This is a genomic window from Bradyrhizobium sp. SYSU BS000235, assembly GCF_049747295.1.
Classification (GTDB): domain Bacteria; phylum Pseudomonadota; class Alphaproteobacteria; order Rhizobiales; family Xanthobacteraceae; genus Afipia.
Window position 1 is genome coordinate 2,247,712 of sequence record NZ_JBMHJM010000001.1, and the last position, 20,248, is coordinate 2,267,959.

The window sequence follows — 20,248 nt, forward strand, 5'->3', positions numbered from 1 at the left end:
ACCGCCCCGCAAATTTCTTGCGAGAACGGGCCGGCGGGGTGCCTGCACGAGCGATACGATGATTGACGCGCTTCTGCGCGCGTGACGTGTAAGTCCAAGCCCAAGGTGAAAATCGACCTCAAAGCAGCCGACGTTCGAGAACCTGGAGCGGGCATTCCTCCAATAACGGCAGGGACTATGCCCTCGGCCGGCCCGCTCGAACGGCCTCGACAATGTCGATGGCAGCCCGGACTCCGCTCTCTATATCCAAATGAGAGTTATCCAGCAAGTATGCATCCGGGGCAGCCTTTAAAGGCGCTGCGGCCCGGTTTTTGTCCCGTTCATCGCGTTTCAGGATGTCCGCGAGCACGGCCGCCTCATCCGCTGCCTCGCCTCGCGCCCGCATCTCCAGAGCCCGTCTCCGGGCCCGCACCACCGGGTCCGCAATCACGAAAATCTTCACATCGGCGTCGGGGCAAATCACAGTTCCGATGTCCCGGCCATCAAGCACCGCCCCCGGAGGACCGGCTGCAAAGTTGCGCTGGAATGTCAGGAGCGCGGCGCGTACCGACTGGTGGGCGGAAACCACCGAGGCGGCTTCTCCGACCGCCTGGGTCTTCAAAACAGGATCGCCAAATGCGGCCGGATCGAGCTCGGCGGCCAGCGCGGCGGCGCGCGCCTCGTCTTTGAGGTCATCCCCCGCATCCAGCACCGCCTTGGCGACGGCGCGGTAGATCAGCCCGGTGTCGAGGTGGCGGAAGTGGTAATGCGCGGCGAGACGCTTGCCCAGGGTGCCCTTGCCGGAGGCTGCCGGCCCGTCGATTGCGATGATCATGTAAGGTCCGCTCCGAGAGCGCGCATCATCGGAATGAAGTCCGGGAAGCTCGTGGCAATGAAGGTGGTGTCGTCAACCTTGACCGGCGCATCCGCGGCCGTGCCCATGACCAGGGCCGACATCGCGATACGGTGATCCATGTGGGTGGCGACAAGACCCCCGCCTGGGACGTGGCCCTTGCCGACCACGATCATGTCGTCACCGGAAATCTCGACCTGGACACCGTTGACGCGAAGCATGTCCGCGGTGGCCTGCAGGCGATCGGATTCCTTGACGCGCAACTCCTGCAGACCGCGCATCGTCGTGGTCCCTTCGGCAAAAGCCGCGGCGACCGCGAGCACGAGATATTCGTCGATCATCGATGGTGCACGCTCCGGTGGCACCTCGACGCCGCGCAGCTGCGACGCACGAATGCGGAACTGCGCCATCGGCTCACCGGTATCGTTGCGCTGGTGGCTTTCCTCGATGGAGGCGCCCATTTCACGCAGCGTCGTGAAAAGCCCTGTTCTCAGCGGATTTGTCATCACATCGGTCAGAACGACATCGGATCCCGGCGCGATGAGCGCGGCAACAATCGGGAACGCCGCGGAGGATGGATCGGCCGGGACGACAACGTTGGCGCCATGCAGCTCCGGCTGGCCGGTGAGCGAGATCTTGCGGCCGTGCGTGCCCTCGTTCGTGGTGACCACATGCGCACCGAAATGACTGAGCATCAGTTCGGTGTGATCGCGGCTGGCTTCCGTCTCGATCACCGTGGTCACGCCAGGCGCCGAAAGACCAGCCAGCAGAACAGCGGACTTGATCTGGGCCGAGGCCACCGGGGTCCGGTAGACAATCGGCAGCGGGTCGCGCGCACCTTGCAGCGTCATCGGCAGACGGCCGCTGTCGCCGCTCGATGTCACCTTGGAACCCATCAGTTCGAGGGGGTCGAGAATCCGGCGCATCGGCCGTTTGCGCAGCGAGGCATCGCCATCGAATGTAGCCACGATCGGACTGCCGGCCACCGCGCCCATGGCGAGGCGGCATCCGGTCCCGCTGTTCCCGAAATCCAGCGGCGCGTCGGGCGCCTTGAAGCCACCGACGCCGACGCCGTGGACCGTCCACGCGCCTTCTCCGGTACGCTCGACCTGCGCCCCCAGCGCCCTCATGGCCTTGGCGGTATTGAGGACATCTTCGCCCTCCAGAAGGCCGGAAATGCGGGTTTCCCCCACAGCCAGCGCACCCAGGATGAGGGCGCGATGGGAGATCGACTTGTCGCCGGGCACGCGGACGCGCCCGCTCAGCGGGCCGCTGGACCGCGATTGGAGCGGGGTAGGCTGGTCAGAATGAGACAATTTCGGGATCCTTTACGCAGGGCGGCTCCTACCACGAGACCGTGAGGACGTCACGACCCGGTCATTTATCATTCAAACCGCTATTGACAGCGGCGACGCAACTAGCCAAGTGAAGCTCCGTTTTTCTCGACATTCTCAGGACTCCGCCCGTGGCCAAAGCCGATCTCGGAACCAAGCGCATTTGCCCAACGACAGGCAAAAAGTTCTATGACCTGAACAAAAGCCCGGTGATTTCGCCTTATACGGGCGAAGTCGTCCCGATCGCACCGGCACCGGTGACCCGGGGACGGGGCGAGGCCGCGCGTGCGGCTGCGGCTGCTTCTTCTTCCATCGTGCCGGAGGCCGCGGAATCCGAAGAGTTGGTCTCGCTCGAGGAGGCCGATGCCGAGGAGAATTCCGGCAAGGTCAAGGCTGCGATGCCGGAATCCGAGGACGATATCGAGGTGGATGACTCGCTCGGCGACGACGATGACGATGATTCGACCTTCATCGCCGAGGACGAAGAAGACGATGAAGACGTGACCGACATCATCGGTGACGTTTCGGGTGATGAAGAGACTTGAGATAAACGCTCAAGTGTGATCTTTCACGATTCCCCGCGCGACCTGCTTCGCGCGGTGAGGTTCGGGGCCATAGCTCAGCTGGGAGAGCGCTTGCATGGCATGCAAGAGGTCGGCGGTTCGATCCCGCCTGGCTCCACCAACTCCCCTCTCGATATCGAGAGCGGATGTTCGCCTCCTGAACATCTTCCCGGAGATCGCTTTTATTGAAAAGCGCTGATGGACTCTCGCCTCCGCATGGGTCCCTGCACGCGCCGATATTGACGGCGCCGTTCAAATTCCTCCAATGTGACGAACCCACAACAAGCTGTGACGTCGCGATAGCGATGTTTCTGCTTTCTCGCAGATCAAAGGTTCACCGATGACACTACCAGGCGCCGGAGCGATAGCCGGATTGCGTGTGATTGACCTGTCACGCGTGCTGGGCGGTCCCTATTGCACGCAGATTCTCGCGGACCACGGCGCGGATGTTATCAAGGTTGAACCGCCAGCCGGTGACGAGACGCGCGACTGGGGCCCTCCGTTTCACGAGGACGATGCAGCCTACTTCCTTGGTGCAAACCGCAACAAGCGCTCGATCGGGCTCGACCTCGCGTCGGAAGGTGGACGCACGGTCCTGATGAAGATGCTCGAGACAGCCGATGTGCTGATCGAGAATTTCAAGCCGGGCACCCTCGACAAATGGGGCATTGGCAACGATGTCCTGCGCGGCCGATTCCCGAAGCTGATTCATTGCCGTATTTCAGGATTCGGTGCGGATGGACCACACGGCGGCCATCCGGGGTATGACGCGATCATCCAGTCGATGGTTGGACTGATGGCGGCGACCGGCTCACAGGAAAGCGGCCCGACGCGCATCGGCGTTGCACTGGTGGACATGGCGACCGGTCTCTATGCGACGGTCGGTATCCTGATGGCACTTGCGGAGCGCGAAAAATCGGGGCTTGGCCAGTTCGTCGAAGCGACGCTTTACGAAACCGGGCTCGCGATCATGCATCCGCATACCGCGAACTTCTTCATGCACGGCAAGCCCCCCGCACTGACCGGCAACGAGCATCCCAATCTCGTGCCTTACGCAGTGTTTGCGGCACGCGACGGAAATATCTTCATGGGCGTCGGCAACGACGCCACATTCCGCAAGCTGTGCAAGGAGCTCGGCAAGCCCGAACTCGGGACCGATCCGCGTTTCGCCCGCAACCGCGATCGTGTTGAACATCGCGATGCATTGCGTGCCGAACTCGAAGCGATCCTGAAGCAGCACGACAGCGAACCTCTATGCCGCCGGCTGCTCGCCGCCGGCCTGCCCGCAGGTCCGGTGCAATCCATCGACAAGGCGCTGGCCAACGAACACACCAAGTACCGCGGCGATATCATCGAAAAGGACTGGTACAAGGGCGTCGCTTCTCCGGTCCGCTTCGATCGCACCAAGGCGTCGCTGCGCCGCGTTCCGCCGAAATTCGGCGAGCATGCCGACGAGGTGCTCGCGGAGTTCGGGTACTCGGCGAAGGACATCGCAGACCTTCATGCGGCGGGAACAGTGGTTAGCGAGCGCAAACGCTAGTGGTCCGATTCTAACATTCGTATCCCGCTTCAGCAGACACTTCCTGCGAATGCCAAATCTACTCCACTAGCTGGTTTCGCAGCGCGAAAACAAAAGGAAAGGGCGAAGGTCAATGACGACCTTCGCCCTTTCATTTTGCCGGTTGAACCGCGTCCAAAGTTCAAGCTCTCAATTTTTGTTTGACGCGTTTTCTTCACGCGAACCGGGAGCCACTTCGCTCGAAAACGCTTTAATTAGGGCTTCCCTCGGGCGACCTTCCCCGACTACCATCGCGCGTCACTTGCACGTCATCCGGCGCTGCTACCGCGCGAACGATGGTGACGGCTTCAGGGAGAACATCGATGACAATGCGCCAGATTGGCTTTGGCTTGGCGACTTCAGCCCTCATAGCACTTGCGACACCGGCGCAGGCGGTGACCGAAATCCAGTGGTGGCACGCCATGACCGGCGGCAACAACGACGTGATCGTCAAGCTTGCCGAAGAATTCAACGCCTCGCAGAGCGATTACAAAGTCGTCCCCTCCTACAAAGGCAGCTATCCGGACACGATGAATGCCGGCATCGCCGCGTTCCGCGCCGGCAATGCGCCGCATATCCTGCAGGTGTTCGAAGTCGGCACCGCGACCATGATGTCGGCGACCGGCGCCGTGAAGCCGGTTTACAAGCTGATGGCCGACGCCGGAGAGAAGTTCGACCCGAAGGCTTATCTGCCGGCGATCACCGGTTACTACTCGACATCGAAGGGTGAAATGCTGTCGTTCCCCTTCAACTCATCCTCTATGGTGATGTGGATCAACAAGGATGCGCTGAAGAAAGCCAACATCGCCGAAATTCCGAAGACCTGGCCCGAGGTGTTCGACGACGCCAAGAAGCTGAAGGCCGCCGGCTACTCCACGTGCGGATTTTCAACGGCGTGGGTGACCTGGGCCAATCTCGAACAGCTGTCGTCGTGGCACAACGTTCCTCTTGCAAGCAAAGCAAACGGTCTCGACGGGTTCGACACCGTGCTCGAATTCAACGGCCCGCTGCAGGTGAAGCATCTGGAGAAGCTGATCGAACTTCAGAAGGACAAGACCTACGATTATTCCGGACGCACCAACACCGGCGAAGGCCGCTTTACCTCGGGTGAATGTCCGATCTTCCTGACGTCATCGGGGTTCTTCGGCCAGGTCAAAGCGAATGCGAAGTTCGACTGGACCAACGCCCCGATGCCTTACTATCCGGACGTGAAGGGCGCTCCGCAGAACTCGATCATCGGCGGCGCGTCATTGTGGGTGATGGGCGGCAAGAAGCCCGACGAATACAAGGGCGTTGCCAAATTCCTCGCCTTCCTCTCGGACACCGACCGTCAGGTCGCGATCCACAAGGCCTCCGGCTATCTGCCGATCACCAAAGCCGCTTACGCCAAGGCAAAGGCAGAGGGCTTCTACAAGGATCAGCCCTATCTGGAAACGCCGTTGCGCGAACTGACCAACAAGGAGCCGACGGAAAATTCCCGCGGCCTGCGTCTTGGCAACATGGTGCAGCTGCGCGATATCTGGGCCGAGGAAATCGAAAGCGCCCTGGCCGGCAAGAAGACCGCCAAGGAAGCACTTGATGCGGCTGTTACCCGTGGCAACCAGATGCTGCGCCAGTTCGAGCGCACGGTTGCGAAGTAAACCCAAAAGGGGCGAGACAGCGCTTGTCTCGCCCTTCCTTTTTGCTTTGATCGCTGAATGAAGCTCACCACTCTCATTCCCATGCTGAGTGTGTCCGATCTCAAACGGACGATGGCGTTCTATGGCGAGCAGCTTGGCTTCGACATTCTAAACAGCTTCGGCGAGCCCGAGCCCAAATGGTGCCTACTCGGGCGCGACAGCGTGCGGATCATGTTCAATCAGCCGCCACGAGATGAACTAGATGCGCTTCCTAAGCGCGCCAAGGATTTCCAGATTTTCTACTTCTATCCAGACGACGTCGCATCCCTGCACGCAGCCTGGAAAAGCGCCGGGTTACCCGTCAGCGAGCTGCGCGTGACCGACTATGGGATGAAGGAATTCGAATTGCGCGATCCTGACGATTATTGGCTCTGGTTCGGACAGGACTCATCCGACGCACCGACCGGGCACGCGTGATGCAGAAGCAGACTGTTTTCCATTCCCGCCTCTTGCCGTTCGTCCTGCTGATCCCGCAGGTGACGATCGTGCTGATTTTCTTCTATTGGCCGGCGGCGCAGGCGGTGTGGCAATCCTTCCTGTTGCAGGATGCGTTTGGCCTCTCGACGACCTTTGTCGCATTTGAAAATTACATCGAGCTGCTGCACCAGCCGGAATATTTCGATGCGATCGTCAGGACCTTCGCTTTCTCGGCGGCCATTGGCGGCGCGTCTCTATCAATCGCACTGCTGCTCGCGGTGATGGCGGACAAGCCGTTGCGAGGCGTCACCATCTATCGCACGCTGCTGATATGGCCTTACGCGGTCGCGCCGGCGATCGCTGGGGTGCTTTGGATCTTCATGCTGCATCCCTCTCTGGGCGTGCTGGCACGCGGATTGCGCGCCATGGGCATCGATTGGAATCCCCTGCTCAACGGCAACCATGCCGTCATCCTTGTGGTGATGGCGGCGACCTGGAAGCAAATTTCCTACAACTTCCTGTTCTTTCTCGCCGGCCTGCAGGCGATCCCCAAGAGCGTGCTGGAAGCCGCGGCGATTGACGGCGCCAAGCCGATGCGGCGTTTCTGGACGGTGACGTTTCCGCTGCTGACGCCGACAATTTTCTTTTTGATTGTCGTCAACGTTGTTTATGCGTTCTTCGACACGTTCGGCATCATTGATGCCATGACGGGCGGCGGCCCGGCGAAGGCGACAGAAACCCTGGTCTACAAGGTTTATCTCGATGGCCTGCTCGGCGGAAACCTCGGCAGCTCCGCGGCACAATCCGTCATCCTGATGGTCATCGTCATCGCCCTCACCGCCATTCAATTCCGCTACATTGAACGCAAGGTGACGTACTGATGGTCGAGCGGCAGGGCATCCGGCGTTACGTCGCGCATCTCATTTTGTGGGTCGGCATCGCCATCGTGGCGTTTCCGGTCTATCTCGCCATCGTCGCGTCGACCCAGGAAGCAGCGCAGATCGCCAACGGGCAGATGTCATTGCTGCCCGGCGGCCACTTTCTCGACACCTACTATAAAACCATTTTCGTCGGCACCAGTGGGTCAACGCGCGAGCCGGTCGGGGTGATGCTGCTCAACTCGCTGGTGATGGCGCTGTCGATCGCACTCGGCAAGATCGCGATTTCCATCCTGTCGGCCTACGCGATCGTCTACTTCCGGTTTCCATTCCGGATGTCGATTTTCTGGCTGATCTTCATCACGCTGATGCTGCCGGTGGAAGTCCGAATCTATCCCACCTACAAGATCGCTGCCGATCTCAGCCTGCTCGACAGTTATGCCGGCCTGTCGTTGCCGCTGATCGCGTCGGCCACCGCGACGCTGCTATTCCGGCAATTCTTCATGACCGTACCGGACGAACTGCTCGAGGCATCGCGCATCGATGGCGCGGGACCATTCCGCTTCTTCAAGGATACGCTGCTGCCGCTGTCCCGCACCAACATGGCGGCGTTGTTCGTGATCCTGTTCATCTACGGCTGGAATCAATATCTCTGGCCGCTGCTGATCACCACGCGCGATGACATGCAAACCATCGTCATCGGCATCCGCAAGATGATCACCACATCGGATGCACTCACCGAATGGCCGGTCGTGATGGCGACCGCGGTGCTGGCGATGCTGCCGCCGGTGGCCGTCGTGATCCTGATGCAGAAGCTGTTTGTGCGCGGGCTTGTCGAGACCGAGAAATAGGATTCAAGGTATGGCGAACGTCGTTCTGCACGATGTGCGGAAAATCTATCCGGGCGGCGTCGAAGCCATCAAGGGCGTCGGATTCGAAATCGGCGATGGGCAATTCTGCGTGCTGGTCGGTCCCTCGGGGTGCGGCAAGTCCACGCTGTTGCGCATGGTGGCAGGGCTGGAAACAATCACCGGCGGCACGATCGATATCGGCGGCCGCGTCGTCAATCAGCTCGAGCCCGCCGAGCGCGACATCGCCATGGTGTTCCAGAACTATGCGCTCTATCCGCATATGAGCGTGTACAACAACATGGCGTATGGCCTGCGAAATCGCGGCATGCCGAAGCCCGAGATCGACAAGCGGGTGCGAGAGGCTGCGCAGATTCTCGAGATCGCACCCATGCTCGAACGCAAGCCGCGACAGCTTTCCGGCGGGCAGCGACAGCGCGTTGCCATGGGCCGCGCGATCGTACGGCAGCCGAAAGTGTTCCTGTTCGACGAGCCGCTGTCCAACCTCGACGCCAAGCTGCGCATCGCCATGCGCGTCGAGATTCGGAAACTGCAGCGCCGCCTTAACACCACCTCGATCTATGTCACCCACGATCAGCTGGAGGCCATGACGCTTGCCGACATTCTCGTCGTCATGAACGGCGGCGTGGTTGAGCAGATCGGCAAACCGCTGGACATCTACAACAAGCCCGCCACCACCTTCGTGGCATCCTTCATTGGCGCGCCGCCGATGAATTTGTTGCCCTTGAAAGCCAACGGCTTGGAATCGCAACTCGCCAGGTTGCAATTGAATGCGCCCGGGGATGCCGTGCTCGGCGTCCGTCCCGAGGACTTCTCGATCTCGGGCGATTCCGCGTCAGGCCGCCTTGGCCTTGAGCTCATCGTTGACGCGATCGAGCGGGTGGGCCCGGAAACCTATGTGTACGGCACACCGGCACACGACGGCGCGGCCCGCACGGTGAGTGCGAAACCAGGGGAACTGCCGCCTGGCGAAATTATCGTGCGGCTTCCGGGCGAGGCGGTTCCCGTAATCGGCGAACGCCTTCAAATCGCGGCGCCACGGGCAAAACTGCACCTGTTCAGCGCCGCTGGGCGCCGAATTGGCGATTAGGTCGGGAAAACACCCCATTTTTCCAAGTTGTGAGCAGCCACTTGGGGCTCCTTGAACAGCCCCGGGTGCATCGCCATATTGATTTCATCCGGCGGGCCGCAAAGCCACCGGTAGGGTGCCGAAAGGGCCTTAACTGTCAAAGTCGCTTCGAGAGGACTTTGTGAATGTCTCGTGTTCCTTCGCTATCGAGTCCGTTTCTTTTGGGATTCGACGAAATCGAGCGTGCGCTCGATCGCGTCGTCAAAGGGGCGGACGGTTATCCTCCTTACAACATCGAACGGTGCAGCCGTGGCGAGGGTCAGCCCGAACGCCTGCGGATCACTTTGGCGGTTGCGGGGTTTACCCGTGACCAGCTCGATGTGACCACGGAGGAGAACCAGCTCGTCATTCGCGGACGGCAGCAAGACGACAAGACCAGGCAGTACATCCATCGCGGTATCGCCGCGAGGCACTTCCAGCGAACCTTTGTGCTGGCCGACGGGATGTATGTGCTGGGCGCAGACCTGAAAAACGGCCTGCTGTCGATTGATCTGGCCCGGCCCGAGCCTGCACGGGTGATTAAGACAATAGCGATCAATGAACACGAATAATGGAACAGAAGCGGACTCGACCGCTTAGTTAACTGTGAGGAGTCGAGACCATGACTGAAGCTAACGTGATCTTCGAGCCTGATGTCTCTCCGGAGGCGCTTGCAACACTGGGCGAGGGACACATCGCCTACGTCAAACAAATTCGCTCAGAAGACGTGCCAGGCCTTTTCCCGCAGGCGCCGGAGCTTGCGCCGGGATTGAAGCTGTTCGCGCTTCATGCAGCCGATGGCACGCCGATCATGCTGACCGATAGCCGCGAGGCGGCGATCGCCAATGCATGGAGCAACGAGCTGGAAACCGTCAGCGTCCACTGAAGACGCGCGGCAGGCTCAAGGAAGCGAAGCGGCAGTGCGATGAGCGCTGCCGTTTTATTTTGTCGGTTTGGTTTACGATCGATGATCAGGCTGCCGTCGCGGGCGGCAGCGCCAGCACCGAATACAGCGCCTCGGCATCACGCGACGCCCGCAGCTTCTTGGCGATTTCCTGATCGCGCAGCAGGCGCGCAATTCGCGCCAGTGCCTTGAGATGATCGGCGCCCGCACCTTCCGGCGCAAGCAGCAGGAAGATCAGATCCACCGGCTGGCCATCCATCGCCTCGAAATCAATCGGGCGTTCCAGCCGTGCGAAAAGTCCCGAGAGCTTTTCAAGTTTCGGCAACTTGCCGTGGGGAATGGCCACGCCATAACCAACCGCTGTGGTGCCGAGCTTCTCTCGCTGCAGCAACACCTCGAAGATCGCCCTTTCGTTCTGGCCGGTCAAAACAGCAGCGCGCGCGGATAATTCCTGCAAAGCCTGCTTCTTGCTGTTGACCTTCAACGCAGGGAGAATCGCCTCTGGTGCGACCAGATCGGTAATCGTCATAGGGCGTTCCGAAGGTGATTAAGCCGTTGGTATGGTTAAAAGATCGATCTCAGACCGGGCTGCGTCAAGAGCTGTTGGAACCGATGGGGTCCGCAGCCTCCTGAAGGCGGCGGACCATAGTTAGGCTGTCGCTGGGCGTCAATGGCGCACCCGCTCGTTCGTGGCCGGCGGATCGACCCAGCCAACGTTCCCGTCCGCGCGCCGATAGATGACGTTAATCCGGCCGCTGCTGCCATGCTGGAACACCATCACCGCAGCGCCGGTCATGTCGAGTTCCATCACGGCTTCGCTCACCGAAAAGCGCTTCAGCGAGGTGGTGGCTTCGGCGATGATCACAGGATTGAAGTCGGTGACGTCTTCTTCGCCTTCCGGCATGGCTTCGATGACATAGCTCGAGGCGTCAATACCGCCTCCATTGAGCTCAGACATCGCGGCGGATGCAGCGTGCGCCTTGCGCGCCGCGCGATCCTTCAGGCGGCTCTTGTAGCGCCGCAGACGCTTCTCGATCTGCAACAATGCCTGATCCGCGCTGGCATAAGCATCGGCCGCCATCGCGTCGGCTTCGAGTGTAATTCCGGAATCCAGATGCAGTGCGCAATCGGTGCGAAAACCAAAGCCGTCTTTGCAAAGAGTGATGTGGCCGGAGTAGTTGCCATCGAAATACTTTCGCAAGACTTCCTCGGTCCGTTCGCTAATACGCTCACGCAGAGCTTCGCCGACACTGATGCTTTTTCCAGAAACCCGAAGTGTCATGTCATGCCTCACTTGCTTTTCGGACTCGCAATTCGACCAGATGTAAGGGTTCTGCTAATTGAGGCTCCCGTCAAGCCGTAGCGGTGTCGCGGGATCTATCTCCGGCGGAAAGCGCAGCGCCAAGCATGCCTTGCTTGTCGCGCCGTCGTTGGACTGAGGAGGGGATGCGCATGGCTTCACGATATTTCGCAACGGTTCGCCGGGCGATATCAATGCCGTCGCTGCGCAATCGTTCCACAATCGTGTCATCCGACAAGATAGCCGAAGGGCTTTCCGCATCGATCAATTGCTTGATGCGGTGCCGCACGGCCTCGGCCGAGTGAGCATCGCCGCCATCGGCGGACGCAATGGACGCCGTGAAAAAATATTTCAGTTCAAACGTACCGCGGTTCGTCGCCATGTATTTGTTGGCGGTCACGCGAGAAACGGTCGATTCGTGCATCTGGATCGCGTCGGCAACAGCTTTCAAATTCAGGGGCCGCAGATGCGCGACGCCCTGTGTAAAGAAACCATCCTGTTGACGTACGATCTCCGTGGCGACTTTCAAGATCGTCCGCGCCCGCTGATCAAGCGCGCGCACGAGCCACGTCGCGTTTTGCAGACAATCCGTGAAATACGACTTGTCGCCGTCCTTACGGATAGTTTTCGACAATTCGGAATAATAAACTTGATTGACGAGAACCTTCGGCAGGGTGTCGCTGTTCAATTCAACATGCCAGCCACCGTCCGGGCCAGGGCGCACGTAGACGTCAGGCACCACCGTTTGCGCTTTGGTCGATCCAAACTTCAGACCGGGCTTCGGATCGAGATGGCGAATCTCACCGATCATATCGCTGATGTCTTCGTCGTCGACGCCGCAGATCTTGCGCAACGCTGCGATGTCGCGCTTCGCCAGCAGATCGAGATTTTCCACCAGCGCCTGCATGGCCGGATCGTAGCGGTCGCGATCGCGCAGCTGAATCGCGAGACATTCACTCAAATTGCGCGCGCAAATCCCGGGCGGATCAAACGTCTGAAGAACGCGCACCACGTCTTCGACCGTCTCACGTGACGTGCCAAGCTTGTCCGGCGCATCGCCGAGATCCGGCGGCAGGTATCCCGCATCGTCGACCAGGTCGATGAGATATTGTCCGATCATGCGGCGTGATGGATCGGGAAACGCTACAGCCAGTTGCTCGGCGAGGTGGCTGCTAAGAGTTACTTCGGCGGCAGCAAAGGCCTCCAGATTGTAGTCGTCATCGTTGGACGCGCCACCGCCCCACTCCGTGTAAGCGGTTGGCGCCGCATCCTGCGCGTTTCGCGCGGCCGCCTCGGCAGGCTCTTCGGAGAACACATTCTCCATGCCGGTGTCGAGTGTATGCTCGATTTCAGTGCGGGTCCCGAGGTCGCGGTTCATCCAGTCTTCAGGCGCAGCCTCATAGTCCCCCGATGGGCCGTCCTGGCCATCACCGCTGTAGTCGCCGTCATCCGCCCCGGAAAATTCCGCCTGTCCGGTCTCAGCTCCGTTTGAGGAGGGTTCTGCGGAATCCGCACCGCCGTCATGGTCGGCCCGCTCGAGCAAAGGATTGCGCTCAAGCTCCTCCTCGACGAATGCCACCAGATCGAGATTTGAGAGCTGGAGAAGCTTGATCGCCTGCATCAGCTGCGGCGTCATCACCAGCGATTGCGACTGACGGAATTCTAATCTCTGCGTAAGCGCCATAAACGAGACTCGGTCCAAAATTGGTCCGTTTCTTGCTTAGCCCCTTCCCGAGGAGAAGTACACGACTTGACGAATTGATATTTCCAACTACCGGCGATTCTTGGAGACCTACAAATCCCCGAAGAACCTCGCACGCCGCCGATGCCGACGGGCATCTTACAGGCGGAATTCCTCGCCGAGATAGAGGCGCCGAACGTCCGGATCCGCGACGATTTCCTCCGGATTACCTTCCGTCAAAACCTCGCCCGCGTAGACGATGTAAGCGCGGTCGGTGAGGCCCAACGTCTCGCGGACGTTGTGGTCGGTGATCAAAACGCCAATGCCGCGATTCGTAAGGTGCCGCACCAATTGCTGAATATCGCCGACGGCGATCGGATCGATGCCGGCGAACGGTTCGTCGAGCAGCATGTAGCTTGGGCGCGACGCCAAAGCGCGCGCGATTTCGACGCGCCGCCGCTCGCCGCCCGAGAGTGCGATCGAAGGCGATTTGCGCAGCCGCGTGACGTTGAACTCCTCGAGCAACGAATCCAGTTCACGCTCACGTTTGCGCTTGTCGGGTTCGACGACCTCAAGCACCGCGCGAATATTGTCTTCCACCGAGAGGCCGCGAAAAATCGACGTTTCCTGCGGCAGATAGCCGATGCCGAGGCGCGCGCGCTGATACATCGGCAATTGGGTGACGTCATGCCCGTCAAGCTCGACGCGCCCGCGGTCCGGCTTGATAAGACCGGTGATCATGTAGAACACCGTCGTTTTACCGGCACCGTTCGGCCCCAAAATGCCGACGGCCTCGCCGCGGCGAACATAAATGCTGACGCCGTGGACAATCTTGCGCGTGCCGAAACTTTTCTCGACACCATGAATAGCCAGATAGCCGGCATGAGCGGCCCGAGGCGCGGCAGCTACAGGGGATGGACTTCGCATCTTCGGAGCTTGGCTTTGTGGCTGCGACGCCGCCACCGAATCGCGGGGTGCTGCTCGCGGGATAGGCGGCGCGTCATGCATGAAATCGGACGGTTCATAACCATCCGGCAGCGGCTCGTGCGCAACAGCCGCGACGGCGGCCTCCCGCCTGACCGGGGCGGAATCCCGTGATGGCTGACGCGGCTTGGTTGCGGAGGGCTTCTCGCCAACCACCGACCGGAAGATGTCCCCCATCCGCTCGCCAAGAGACGTGATGTCCTGACGCGAGCGGGCAAACCCCTGTCGACCAGGGGCCGGGCTGGCGCCACGGCCACGAAACATGCGGAACAAATCCACCATACCCGCTTCAATCAGCCTTCAGAGCGTTGTCGCACGTCGTCCCAACGATATTTATCAAAAGCCTGCCCATCCCTGTCAGCATGCGCTTGTTCACGCTCTCAAGTCGGCGACCACGGCGAGTGTCCTGAACCGCCGCGCTAGAGTGATATAGGCTCGATCCGGCGGGTTCAACCTGGCCGCCGCGACGAGCTATTCAAGTTATTGAGCTTTAAAGGCTTTCCCGGCTGCGCATCACGCCCTGGGGCAGGCACGATCCCTCCACCGGGGGAACCGTTGCTCGGCGACGCTTGGAAGACTCCCTGGACTCTCGATTTCGATTCGACCCGGGACACACCGGTCGTGAGATCGACGACCAGACGGTCGCCTTTCAACACGTTCTTTTCCTTGGTGAGCAGAACGTTGCCGACCATCGTCACCGTATTGGCACGCATGTCGAATACGCCGGTGTCGCCAGTGACCGTCGAATCTTTCTGCGTAACGACGACGCCGCCTCTCGCTTCAAGTTTACGGATGGACGAACTGCCGGTCGGGCCAGGTGTTGCCGACTTCATAGCGGGCTTGGCTCCCGACGAAGACTGATCGTTGTCGTAGAACACCACCAGCGTCTTGCAGCGCATGGTGGTGTCGCCCTGCACCACTTTGACATCGCCGCTGAAAGTCGCGGCCTTGTCCTTGTCTCGCATTTCAAGCGTCGCCGCATCGATCTGTATCGGCTTGTCGCGATTCTGCGAAAAACCCTGCATCGCGTTCGGAACACCCGTTGTCGTGCTTTGCGCCACGGCTTCTTGTGTTCCGCCAAGCGCAACAGCAATCAGGCACGCAAACAACGCGCGCGACTTCGTGCGAAACAAATGCTGAGCTCTCAAGTGATTAACCAACGACGTCATCTGGATGTGGCGTCCTGTGCTGAGGCCGAGCCCTGTTCCGTCTTCGCCGCGGGATCCGCCGGGATTAGCACCATCGAAACTCCGCCCTCAAACCGGACCAATGCGCCATTCTCGGTGATTCTCAAGCGCTGGGCATCGAGAGTCCCGTTGAGCAATTTCACCGCGACAGGCTGATCTGACGACACAGTCCCGCCTGCAATATCGACCGCAGCCTGGGTCAAACGCGCCTCATACCCGGTCGAGGATTGCAGAAAGATCTGGTCCTTCAAGTTCAGCAACTGCGATTTGGTGTCGAACAGTCCACTGCGCGCATCCATGGAGATGCCCGTCTTGTCTTCCATCTGAACCTTCGCGTGCAATTCATTCAGCTCGACATTGGTCGGGTTGGTGACATCCTGAACAGCCGACTTGGCCCAAAGCTCATAAGGTCGCTGGTCTGGCGTGAAGCCCGCAAGATGCGGCGAGTCCATGGTGATCTTGGTGCCGGACACCGCCAGCTTGGTGAGATCGATCGGCAGCTTGGCCAAAATCCTGAAGGGGTTGAAAAGCGAAATGCCAACGACAGTGAGCAGGGCCGCCGCCACCATCACCGGCACGGCAAAGCGCAGCTGGCGCACGCGCCGGCTGTGGCGCTTTGCACGCGCGTAACGCGCATCGGCGTCCGCCTGATAGTTTTGGCTTTGAATCGAATACAAAAATCGCTCCGAAGCGTCGGATGCCCCGCTTAGTTTACGCGATCCGACGGAACTTTGCAGCCCGGCTTTCTGGTCGCACCAATGGTCCGCCGGCCGTTCCAGCCAGGTTACCGCGCCAACAGGCGAAGGAGTGTGACCGAAACGAGGCGGCTTTGAGCGCGCCTCAGAAAACCGATTCACGCCGCCTGCCCGCGCCAATCCACCGCGAGTCGGAGGCCCCCTTACGAATGAGCGAAAATATCGTCGTTTTCCCAGCCCTGAAGGTCGAGCTTGGCGCGCGTCGGCAGAAATTCAAAACAAGCCTGGGCCAGCGCTTCTCGGTTTTCCCGCGCCAGCATGGCGTCGAGCTTGTCGCGCAAGGCATGAAGATGCAGCACATCGGATGCAGCATACGCAAGCTGCGCGTCCGTCAGCGTTGCCGCGCCCCAGTCGCTCGACTGCTGCTGCTTGGACAGCTCGACGCCGAGCACCTCCCGCACCAGGTCCTTCAAACCGTGCCGATCCGTATAGGTGCGAACAAGCCTGGAAACGATCTTGGTGCAATACACCGGCGCCGGCATGACGCCGAAAGCCTGCGAGAGCACCGCGAGATCAAACCGCGCGAAATGAAAAATCTTGGTGACACTGGAATCGCCGAGCAGCTTCTTCAGATTGGGCGCATCGGTGTGTCCCGCCGGGATTTGCACCACATCGGCGGTGCCATCGCCGTTCGACAGTTGCACAACGCACAAGCGGTCGCGGTGCGGATTGAGTCCAAGCGTTTCAGTGTCGATCGCAACTGACTGCGTATAACGCGAAAGATCCGGCAAATCGCCGCGATGCAGACGGATGGTCATGGTTTACAGCACCTCGATTTTTCAAAGCCGTTAGAACCGATACGGCTCAAATTAACGCTCGAACCTTTATCCAAGAGAGGCATCGAAGAGAAGCGATCAAAGCCTCAACGCCAAAGCCCGTAGCTGGCCCATTTGGATTCCGGAATGGGTTCGCCGATTTTATAGCTGAACGACAGAACGCTCATGTGGTCGCGAGCACCTTTGCACACGAACGAAAACGAATACCAGTGACCTCTGCTGCGGAATGCACCGCCTGTCCCCTTCACCGTATCTCCCGTATGCTGGGGATGTGAGATCACATCGGTTTTGGCGCGATCCGGCCGAAAGGACCGCGCATCCTTGGCAATACGGCTCATAGCCTCAAAGTCACAGACCTGCTCCAGGCGGGTTTGTGGATCCAGTTTCTTCAAGCTCGCCGCGAAGCGGGGATCCATAGCGAAGGATGGCGTGATTGCAGTCGCTGCCGCGAGCAAGATCAGAGAGGAATACTTCAAGTGAGGACCATTACGAAGTGGGTGAGGGACAAGTGCCTCACGAGGGCATTTCCGGGAGGGCCTTCCGCGAAACTTGTGACGCCCGGGGCGGGATCGTGTCGCCGACAGCAGAGCCATTGATTTAACAAGAGTTTTAGCCATCTGCGACCCAGTTGGCCAGTTCTATCATCGAATTTTCGCGCTTGCACTTAAACCGTTCGTAATGGTCTGCACCTAGCGTGCGGCCACAGACCTCCATCACACAATCCACCGGTTCAGAAAGCGAACACAGGATGACGGCCAGCCGGATCATGGCTGCGGTTCGAAGCGGAACGTGGCTGACCCATGAACGGATTATCGGCTACAGCATTATTCTGTTGGCCTACGAAGGCATCGCTTTCCTTTATTTCGTTGCGCTTGCGAATGGTCTGATTGACGCAACACTTGCCGCGTCAGGCACGGACTTCACCAGTTTCTATGCCGCCGGTCGCCTCGCACAAGAAGGAACGCCCGCGCTTGCCTACGATCAGGCGGCGCATCACGCCATGGAGCGCATCATCGTCGGCGGGCCTACGGCCTATAATTTTTTCTACTACCCGCCGGTCTTTCTGCTGCTGTGCTCACTGCTCGCGAAGCTGCCGTATGCCGCGGCACTTGTTCTCTTCGAGGCCACGACACTTGCCGCTTTTCTTTGGGTCGGACGGCGAATTCTTGCCGATCGCAAACCCATCGTAGTCCTCGCTCTGCTGGCTTTTCCGCCCGTCTGGTACAACGCCTTGCTCGGACAGAATGCATTCCTGACAGCTTCGCTGTTCGGCATGGGCTTTCTTCTCCTGGATCGGCGGCCAATACTTGCGGGCATCGTTCTTGGCGCCATTTGCTATAAGCCGCATTATGGATTGCTGCTTCCTGTCGCATTCATTGCTTCGCGTAACGCAAAGGCCTTCATTGCCGCGGCAGGCAGTGTCGCCGCGCTTGTCGCGCTCTCGCTTCTGCAATTTGGCTGGGTGACCTGGGCAGCTTATTTTAAGGCTGCTGCAGGCTCGCATGTGAGTTACGAATCCGGCGCAGTGGACATGGTTAGCGTTGCCACACCTTTTGGCGCGTCGCTGGTTCTCGGGCTGCCTTCATCACAAGCCTATATCGTCCAGGGCGTCGTGACAGCCTGTGTCGTCGCGTGGGTTGGTCTTGTTTGGCATCGTCGCGACACCAGCCTTGCGTTGCGCATTGCCTCGCTGCTTGCAGCGATTCCCCTGACCGTGCCGATTTTCCAGTATTACGATCTGGCGATCTTGGTATTCGCTTTTGCCTGGCTGGCGCAGGCGCCTTACACGCGCGGCATCATGCCATTTGAGCGAACCGCGATAGCCTGCCTGTATGTCGCAAGTATTCTCACCTACGCCACCAACGCGACACCACGCTTCCTCGTAGCACCGATCATCGCTGCTGGCGCGTTCTTGATCACCGTCGCGCGCGTCAGATTTGAGCGATCGCTTGCCTCGCTCCCGGAGATCGGAGATCAGCACGAAACAGGCGCCATGTTGCCACGCGGCTTATCGGCAGGACCTCACGTCGCCGCCGAGACGCCGCTGCGCTAGCCACATCGAAAGGACCATCGCCGAGGGAGAATCAACCAGAGCGGCCACCAAATACTCAGCTCAAGAGGATAGGGCTTGAAGCTGCCCGCCGCTGGCCGTCTTCTTCGCGCTCCATTTCCAGCTGCGTCCATAGGCCGTCAGCGGCGCCTCGATCAATGTCGTGAGCGCCCAGCCAACGCCGACCGCCACGAATAATCCCGTGACCGTCACAAGCCATTGCTCGACGCTGCCGAGCGAAGGCTTGGCGCCGAGAATGAGGCCATGCATGAGCCCAAGCACCATGAGATGAGTGAGGTAGACGCAATAGGAGATATGGCCGAAGAAGCAAAAGAACTTGCTCTCAAAGCGTTTTGCCTCGGGCGCTCCTCGCACCATCGCGACCAGCAGACAGGCAAAGCCGGCCGAGACCAACAGCGGTCCAAAAACATTGAACAGGACCCGTTCGACCGGATCGATCAAGGTGATCAGGACCGCGGCGAACATCAACACGACAGGCGCGCATCGGAGCGCGAAATCATATCGGGATAGATCGATATTTTTGTCCTTGAAGATGATCGCGGCGATCACCCCGACAACAAGCACGTCGCCGCGCGTCGGCAAAACCACCAGTCCCCAGATCGGCGCCACGTTCGATGTGAACAACATCGCCCGAAGCGCAACCGCGGCGAGCGCAACACCGATCAGGATCCGCAGCCAGTAACGGCGCGGCGCCAGAAAGAATACGAAAGGCAGCAAAACGTAGAGCTGCTCCTCGAGGGCCAGCGTCCAGGTCGGGGCCAGCCAATAGACCCCGACATCGTTCGTCATGCCCATGAAGATGTTCTGGGAGAACGACAGATACGACCAGAGTGGAAATTCGATTTTGAATTTGGTCCACGGCTCGGTGCGGAAAATCCAGAGCACGGCAAAAATGATCAGAACACTGACGATGTAGGACGGAATCGTTCTGCAGATCCGCCGCATCACAAACACCGTGAAGAAGTTTTCGCTGTCCATCCGCTCGATGATCAGCCGGCCGATCAGAAAGCCAGAGAGCACGAAGAACATGTTGACGGCCAGCCAGCCGAATCCAAGTCGTGGAAAGCCGTTATCGATCTCGGCAAAGAAATGCGAGAACAGCACCAGGATGGTCATGAAACCGCGCACCCCATCCAGCGCGGCGATGCGAAGGTCCCCGGTTGCCGATTTCGGTTGGTCCAGGCCGGGCGTTGGCATGCGAACGGTCTCCATTCGCCCAACCAGCTAGCACGACGCCCATGAATGCCGGTTTTAAAGTCAGCTGCCGTTCGATGTTGGGTTAACAAAAGATGTTTGTCGACGGAAGCGCTAGCTGGGGTGGCGCTACTTCGTCAGAGCCGAGACGATCCTCG

The 20,248-nt window shown here is 59.7% G+C and carries 21 protein-coding genes and 1 tRNA gene; 11 read left to right on the top strand and 11 right to left on the bottom strand.

Annotated elements, in window-relative coordinates; translation table 11 throughout:
• Nucleotides 1-175: 175 nt before the first annotated feature.
• Nucleotides 176-814 carry a (d)CMP kinase gene (cmk, locus tag ACP0KA_RS10445; protein ID WP_424628724.1) on the bottom strand — a complete coding sequence of 213 codons (639 nt, stop codon included), beginning with the start codon at nt 812-814 and terminating at the stop codon, nt 176-178.
• Nucleotides 811-2,148, bottom strand: coding sequence for a 3-phosphoshikimate 1-carboxyvinyltransferase (gene aroA, locus ACP0KA_RS10450; RefSeq protein ID WP_424628725.1), 1,338 nt, complete (start codon nt 2,146-2,148; stop codon nt 811-813). The genes cmk and aroA overlap by 4 nt, the downstream gene beginning before the upstream one ends.
• 149 nt (nt 2,149-2,297) lie before the next feature.
• Here aroA and ACP0KA_RS10455 point away from each other — a divergent pair, with 149 nt between their 5' ends.
• From ACP0KA_RS10455 to ACP0KA_RS10500, 10 genes are all read left to right on the top strand, one after another.
• The gene (locus tag ACP0KA_RS10455) at nt 2,298-2,711 is read left to right on the top strand and encodes a TIGR02300 family protein (protein ID WP_424628726.1); all 414 of its coding nucleotides are present in this window, start codon (nt 2,298-2,300) and stop codon (nt 2,709-2,711) included.
• A gap of 63 nt (nt 2,712-2,774) precedes the next feature.
• Nucleotides 2,775-2,850, top strand: a tRNA-Ala gene (locus ACP0KA_RS10460).
• Between the two features lie 219 nt (nt 2,851-3,069).
• Nucleotides 3,070-4,269 carry a CaiB/BaiF CoA transferase family protein gene (locus ACP0KA_RS10465; protein WP_424628727.1) on the top strand — a complete coding sequence of 400 codons (1,200 nt, stop codon included), beginning with the start codon at nt 3,070-3,072 and terminating at the stop codon, nt 4,267-4,269.
• Between the two features lie 341 nt (nt 4,270-4,610).
• Nucleotides 4,611-5,927: a sn-glycerol-3-phosphate ABC transporter substrate-binding protein UgpB gene (gene ugpB, locus ACP0KA_RS10470; protein ID WP_424628728.1), complete on the top strand. Its 1,317-nt coding sequence runs from the start codon at nt 4,611-4,613 to the stop codon at nt 5,925-5,927.
• Nucleotides 5,928-5,984: 57 nt separating this feature from the next.
• Nucleotides 5,985-6,383: a VOC family protein gene (locus ACP0KA_RS10475; protein WP_424628729.1), complete on the top strand. Its 399-nt coding sequence runs from the start codon at nt 5,985-5,987 to the stop codon at nt 6,381-6,383.
• Nucleotides 6,383-7,264: a sn-glycerol-3-phosphate ABC transporter permease UgpA gene (gene ugpA, locus ACP0KA_RS10480; protein WP_424628730.1), complete on the top strand. Its 882-nt coding sequence runs from the start codon at nt 6,383-6,385 to the stop codon at nt 7,262-7,264. The genes ACP0KA_RS10475 and ugpA overlap by 1 nt, the downstream gene beginning before the upstream one ends.
• Nucleotides 7,264-8,112, top strand: a complete 849-nt coding sequence (gene ugpE, locus ACP0KA_RS10485; RefSeq protein WP_424628731.1) for a sn-glycerol-3-phosphate ABC transporter permease UgpE — start codon at nt 7,264-7,266, stop codon at nt 8,110-8,112. Before ugpA ends, ugpE begins: the two co-directional genes overlap by 1 nt.
• Nucleotides 8,113-8,122: 10 nt before the next feature.
• Nucleotides 8,123-9,220 (top strand): sn-glycerol-3-phosphate import ATP-binding protein UgpC, encoded by a 1,098-nt coding sequence (locus ACP0KA_RS10490; RefSeq protein ID WP_424628732.1) that lies wholly within the window; start codon nt 8,123-8,125, stop codon nt 9,218-9,220.
• Nucleotides 9,221-9,384: 164 nt separating this feature from the next.
• Nucleotides 9,385-9,810: an Hsp20 family protein gene (locus tag ACP0KA_RS10495; RefSeq protein ID WP_424628733.1), complete on the top strand. Its 426-nt coding sequence runs from the start codon at nt 9,385-9,387 to the stop codon at nt 9,808-9,810.
• A gap of 50 nt (nt 9,811-9,860) precedes the next feature.
• The gene (locus ACP0KA_RS10500; protein ID WP_424628734.1) at nt 9,861-10,124 is read left to right on the top strand and encodes a DUF1150 family protein; all 264 of its coding nucleotides are present in this window, start codon (nt 9,861-9,863) and stop codon (nt 10,122-10,124) included.
• 85 nt (nt 10,125-10,209) lie between these two features.
• Here the strand turns inward: ACP0KA_RS10500 and ptsN are convergent, their stop codons facing one another.
• From ptsN to ACP0KA_RS10540, 8 genes are all read right to left on the bottom strand, one after another.
• Nucleotides 10,210-10,671, bottom strand: coding sequence for a PTS IIA-like nitrogen regulatory protein PtsN (ptsN, locus tag ACP0KA_RS10505; protein ID WP_424628735.1), 462 nt, complete (start codon nt 10,669-10,671; stop codon nt 10,210-10,212).
• A gap of 138 nt (nt 10,672-10,809) precedes the next feature.
• On the bottom strand, nt 10,810-11,424 hold the full coding sequence (gene hpf, locus ACP0KA_RS10510; protein WP_424628736.1) for a ribosome hibernation-promoting factor, HPF/YfiA family: 615 nt from the start codon (nt 11,422-11,424) through the stop codon (nt 10,810-10,812).
• Between the two features lie 70 nt (nt 11,425-11,494).
• Nucleotides 11,495-13,126 carry an RNA polymerase factor sigma-54 gene (rpoN, locus tag ACP0KA_RS10515; protein ID WP_424628737.1) on the bottom strand — a complete coding sequence of 544 codons (1,632 nt, stop codon included), beginning with the start codon at nt 13,124-13,126 and terminating at the stop codon, nt 11,495-11,497.
• A gap of 156 nt (nt 13,127-13,282) precedes the next feature.
• The gene (gene lptB, locus ACP0KA_RS10520; protein WP_424628738.1) at nt 13,283-14,389 is read right to left on the bottom strand and encodes an LPS export ABC transporter ATP-binding protein; all 1,107 of its coding nucleotides are present in this window, start codon (nt 14,387-14,389) and stop codon (nt 13,283-13,285) included.
• 167 nt (nt 14,390-14,556) lie between these two features.
• Nucleotides 14,557-15,276, bottom strand: coding sequence for an LptA/OstA family protein (locus ACP0KA_RS10525; protein WP_424628739.1), 720 nt, complete (start codon nt 15,274-15,276; stop codon nt 14,557-14,559).
• The gene (gene lptC, locus ACP0KA_RS10530; RefSeq protein WP_424628740.1) at nt 15,273-15,971 is read right to left on the bottom strand and encodes an LPS export ABC transporter periplasmic protein LptC; all 699 of its coding nucleotides are present in this window, start codon (nt 15,969-15,971) and stop codon (nt 15,273-15,275) included. The genes ACP0KA_RS10525 and lptC overlap by 4 nt, the downstream gene beginning before the upstream one ends.
• A 221-nt stretch (nt 15,972-16,192) precedes the next feature.
• The gene (locus ACP0KA_RS10535; RefSeq protein WP_424628741.1) at nt 16,193-16,807 is read right to left on the bottom strand and encodes a ribonuclease D; all 615 of its coding nucleotides are present in this window, start codon (nt 16,805-16,807) and stop codon (nt 16,193-16,195) included.
• A gap of 104 nt (nt 16,808-16,911) precedes the next feature.
• The gene (locus ACP0KA_RS10540; protein WP_424628742.1) at nt 16,912-17,217 is read right to left on the bottom strand and encodes a DUF930 domain-containing protein; all 306 of its coding nucleotides are present in this window, start codon (nt 17,215-17,217) and stop codon (nt 16,912-16,914) included.
• 356 nt (nt 17,218-17,573) lie between these two features.
• Between ACP0KA_RS10540 and ACP0KA_RS10545 the strand changes: the two genes are divergently transcribed.
• Nucleotides 17,574-18,878, top strand: a complete 1,305-nt coding sequence (locus tag ACP0KA_RS10545) for a glycosyltransferase family 87 protein (RefSeq protein ID WP_424628743.1) — start codon at nt 17,574-17,576, stop codon at nt 18,876-18,878.
• Between the two features lie 60 nt (nt 18,879-18,938).
• On the opposite strand, the gene ACP0KA_RS10550 is transcribed toward ACP0KA_RS10545, so the two are convergent.
• On the bottom strand, nt 18,939-20,093 hold the full coding sequence (locus tag ACP0KA_RS10550; RefSeq protein ID WP_424628744.1) for an acyltransferase family protein: 1,155 nt from the start codon (nt 20,091-20,093) through the stop codon (nt 18,939-18,941).
• Nucleotides 20,094-20,248: the final 155 nt, after the last annotated feature.

Bases quoted from the DNA above. Each gene is read 5' to 3' on its own strand.
- cmk (WP_424628724.1), bottom strand. From the start codon at position 814: ATGATCATCGCAATCGACGGGCCGGCAGCCTCCGGCAAGGGCACCCTG.
- ACP0KA_RS10465 (WP_424628727.1), top strand. From the start codon at position 3,070: ATGACACTACCAGGCGCCGGAGCGATAGCCGGATTGCGTGTGATTGAC.
- ugpB (WP_424628728.1), top strand. From the start codon at position 4,611: ATGACAATGCGCCAGATTGGCTTTGGCTTGGCGACTTCAGCCCTCATA.
- ACP0KA_RS10475 (WP_424628729.1), top strand. From the start codon at position 5,985: ATGAAGCTCACCACTCTCATTCCCATGCTGAGTGTGTCCGATCTCAAA.
- ugpA (WP_424628730.1), top strand. From the start codon at position 6,383: ATGCAGAAGCAGACTGTTTTCCATTCCCGCCTCTTGCCGTTCGTCCTG.
- ugpE (WP_424628731.1), top strand. From the start codon at position 7,264: ATGGTCGAGCGGCAGGGCATCCGGCGTTACGTCGCGCATCTCATTTTG.
- ACP0KA_RS10490 (WP_424628732.1), top strand. From the start codon at position 8,123: ATGGCGAACGTCGTTCTGCACGATGTGCGGAAAATCTATCCGGGCGGC.
- ACP0KA_RS10495 (WP_424628733.1), top strand. From the start codon at position 9,385: ATGTCTCGTGTTCCTTCGCTATCGAGTCCGTTTCTTTTGGGATTCGAC.
- ACP0KA_RS10500 (WP_424628734.1), top strand. From the start codon at position 9,861: ATGACTGAAGCTAACGTGATCTTCGAGCCTGATGTCTCTCCGGAGGCG.
- ptsN (WP_424628735.1), bottom strand. From the start codon at position 10,671: ATGACGATTACCGATCTGGTCGCACCAGAGGCGATTCTCCCTGCGTTG.
- hpf (WP_424628736.1), bottom strand. From the start codon at position 11,424: ATGACACTTCGGGTTTCTGGAAAAAGCATCAGTGTCGGCGAAGCTCTG.
- rpoN (WP_424628737.1), bottom strand. From the start codon at position 13,126: ATGGCGCTTACGCAGAGATTAGAATTCCGTCAGTCGCAATCGCTGGTG.
- lptB (WP_424628738.1), bottom strand. From the start codon at position 14,389: ATGGTGGATTTGTTCCGCATGTTTCGTGGCCGTGGCGCCAGCCCGGCC.
- ACP0KA_RS10525 (WP_424628739.1), bottom strand. From the start codon at position 15,276: ATGACGTCGTTGGTTAATCACTTGAGAGCTCAGCATTTGTTTCGCACG.
- ACP0KA_RS10535 (WP_424628741.1), bottom strand. From the start codon at position 16,807: ATGACCATCCGTCTGCATCGCGGCGATTTGCCGGATCTTTCGCGTTAT.
- ACP0KA_RS10545 (WP_424628743.1), top strand. From the start codon at position 17,574: ATGACGGCCAGCCGGATCATGGCTGCGGTTCGAAGCGGAACGTGGCTG.
- ACP0KA_RS10550 (WP_424628744.1), bottom strand. From the start codon at position 20,093: ATGCCAACGCCCGGCCTGGACCAACCGAAATCGGCAACCGGGGACCTT.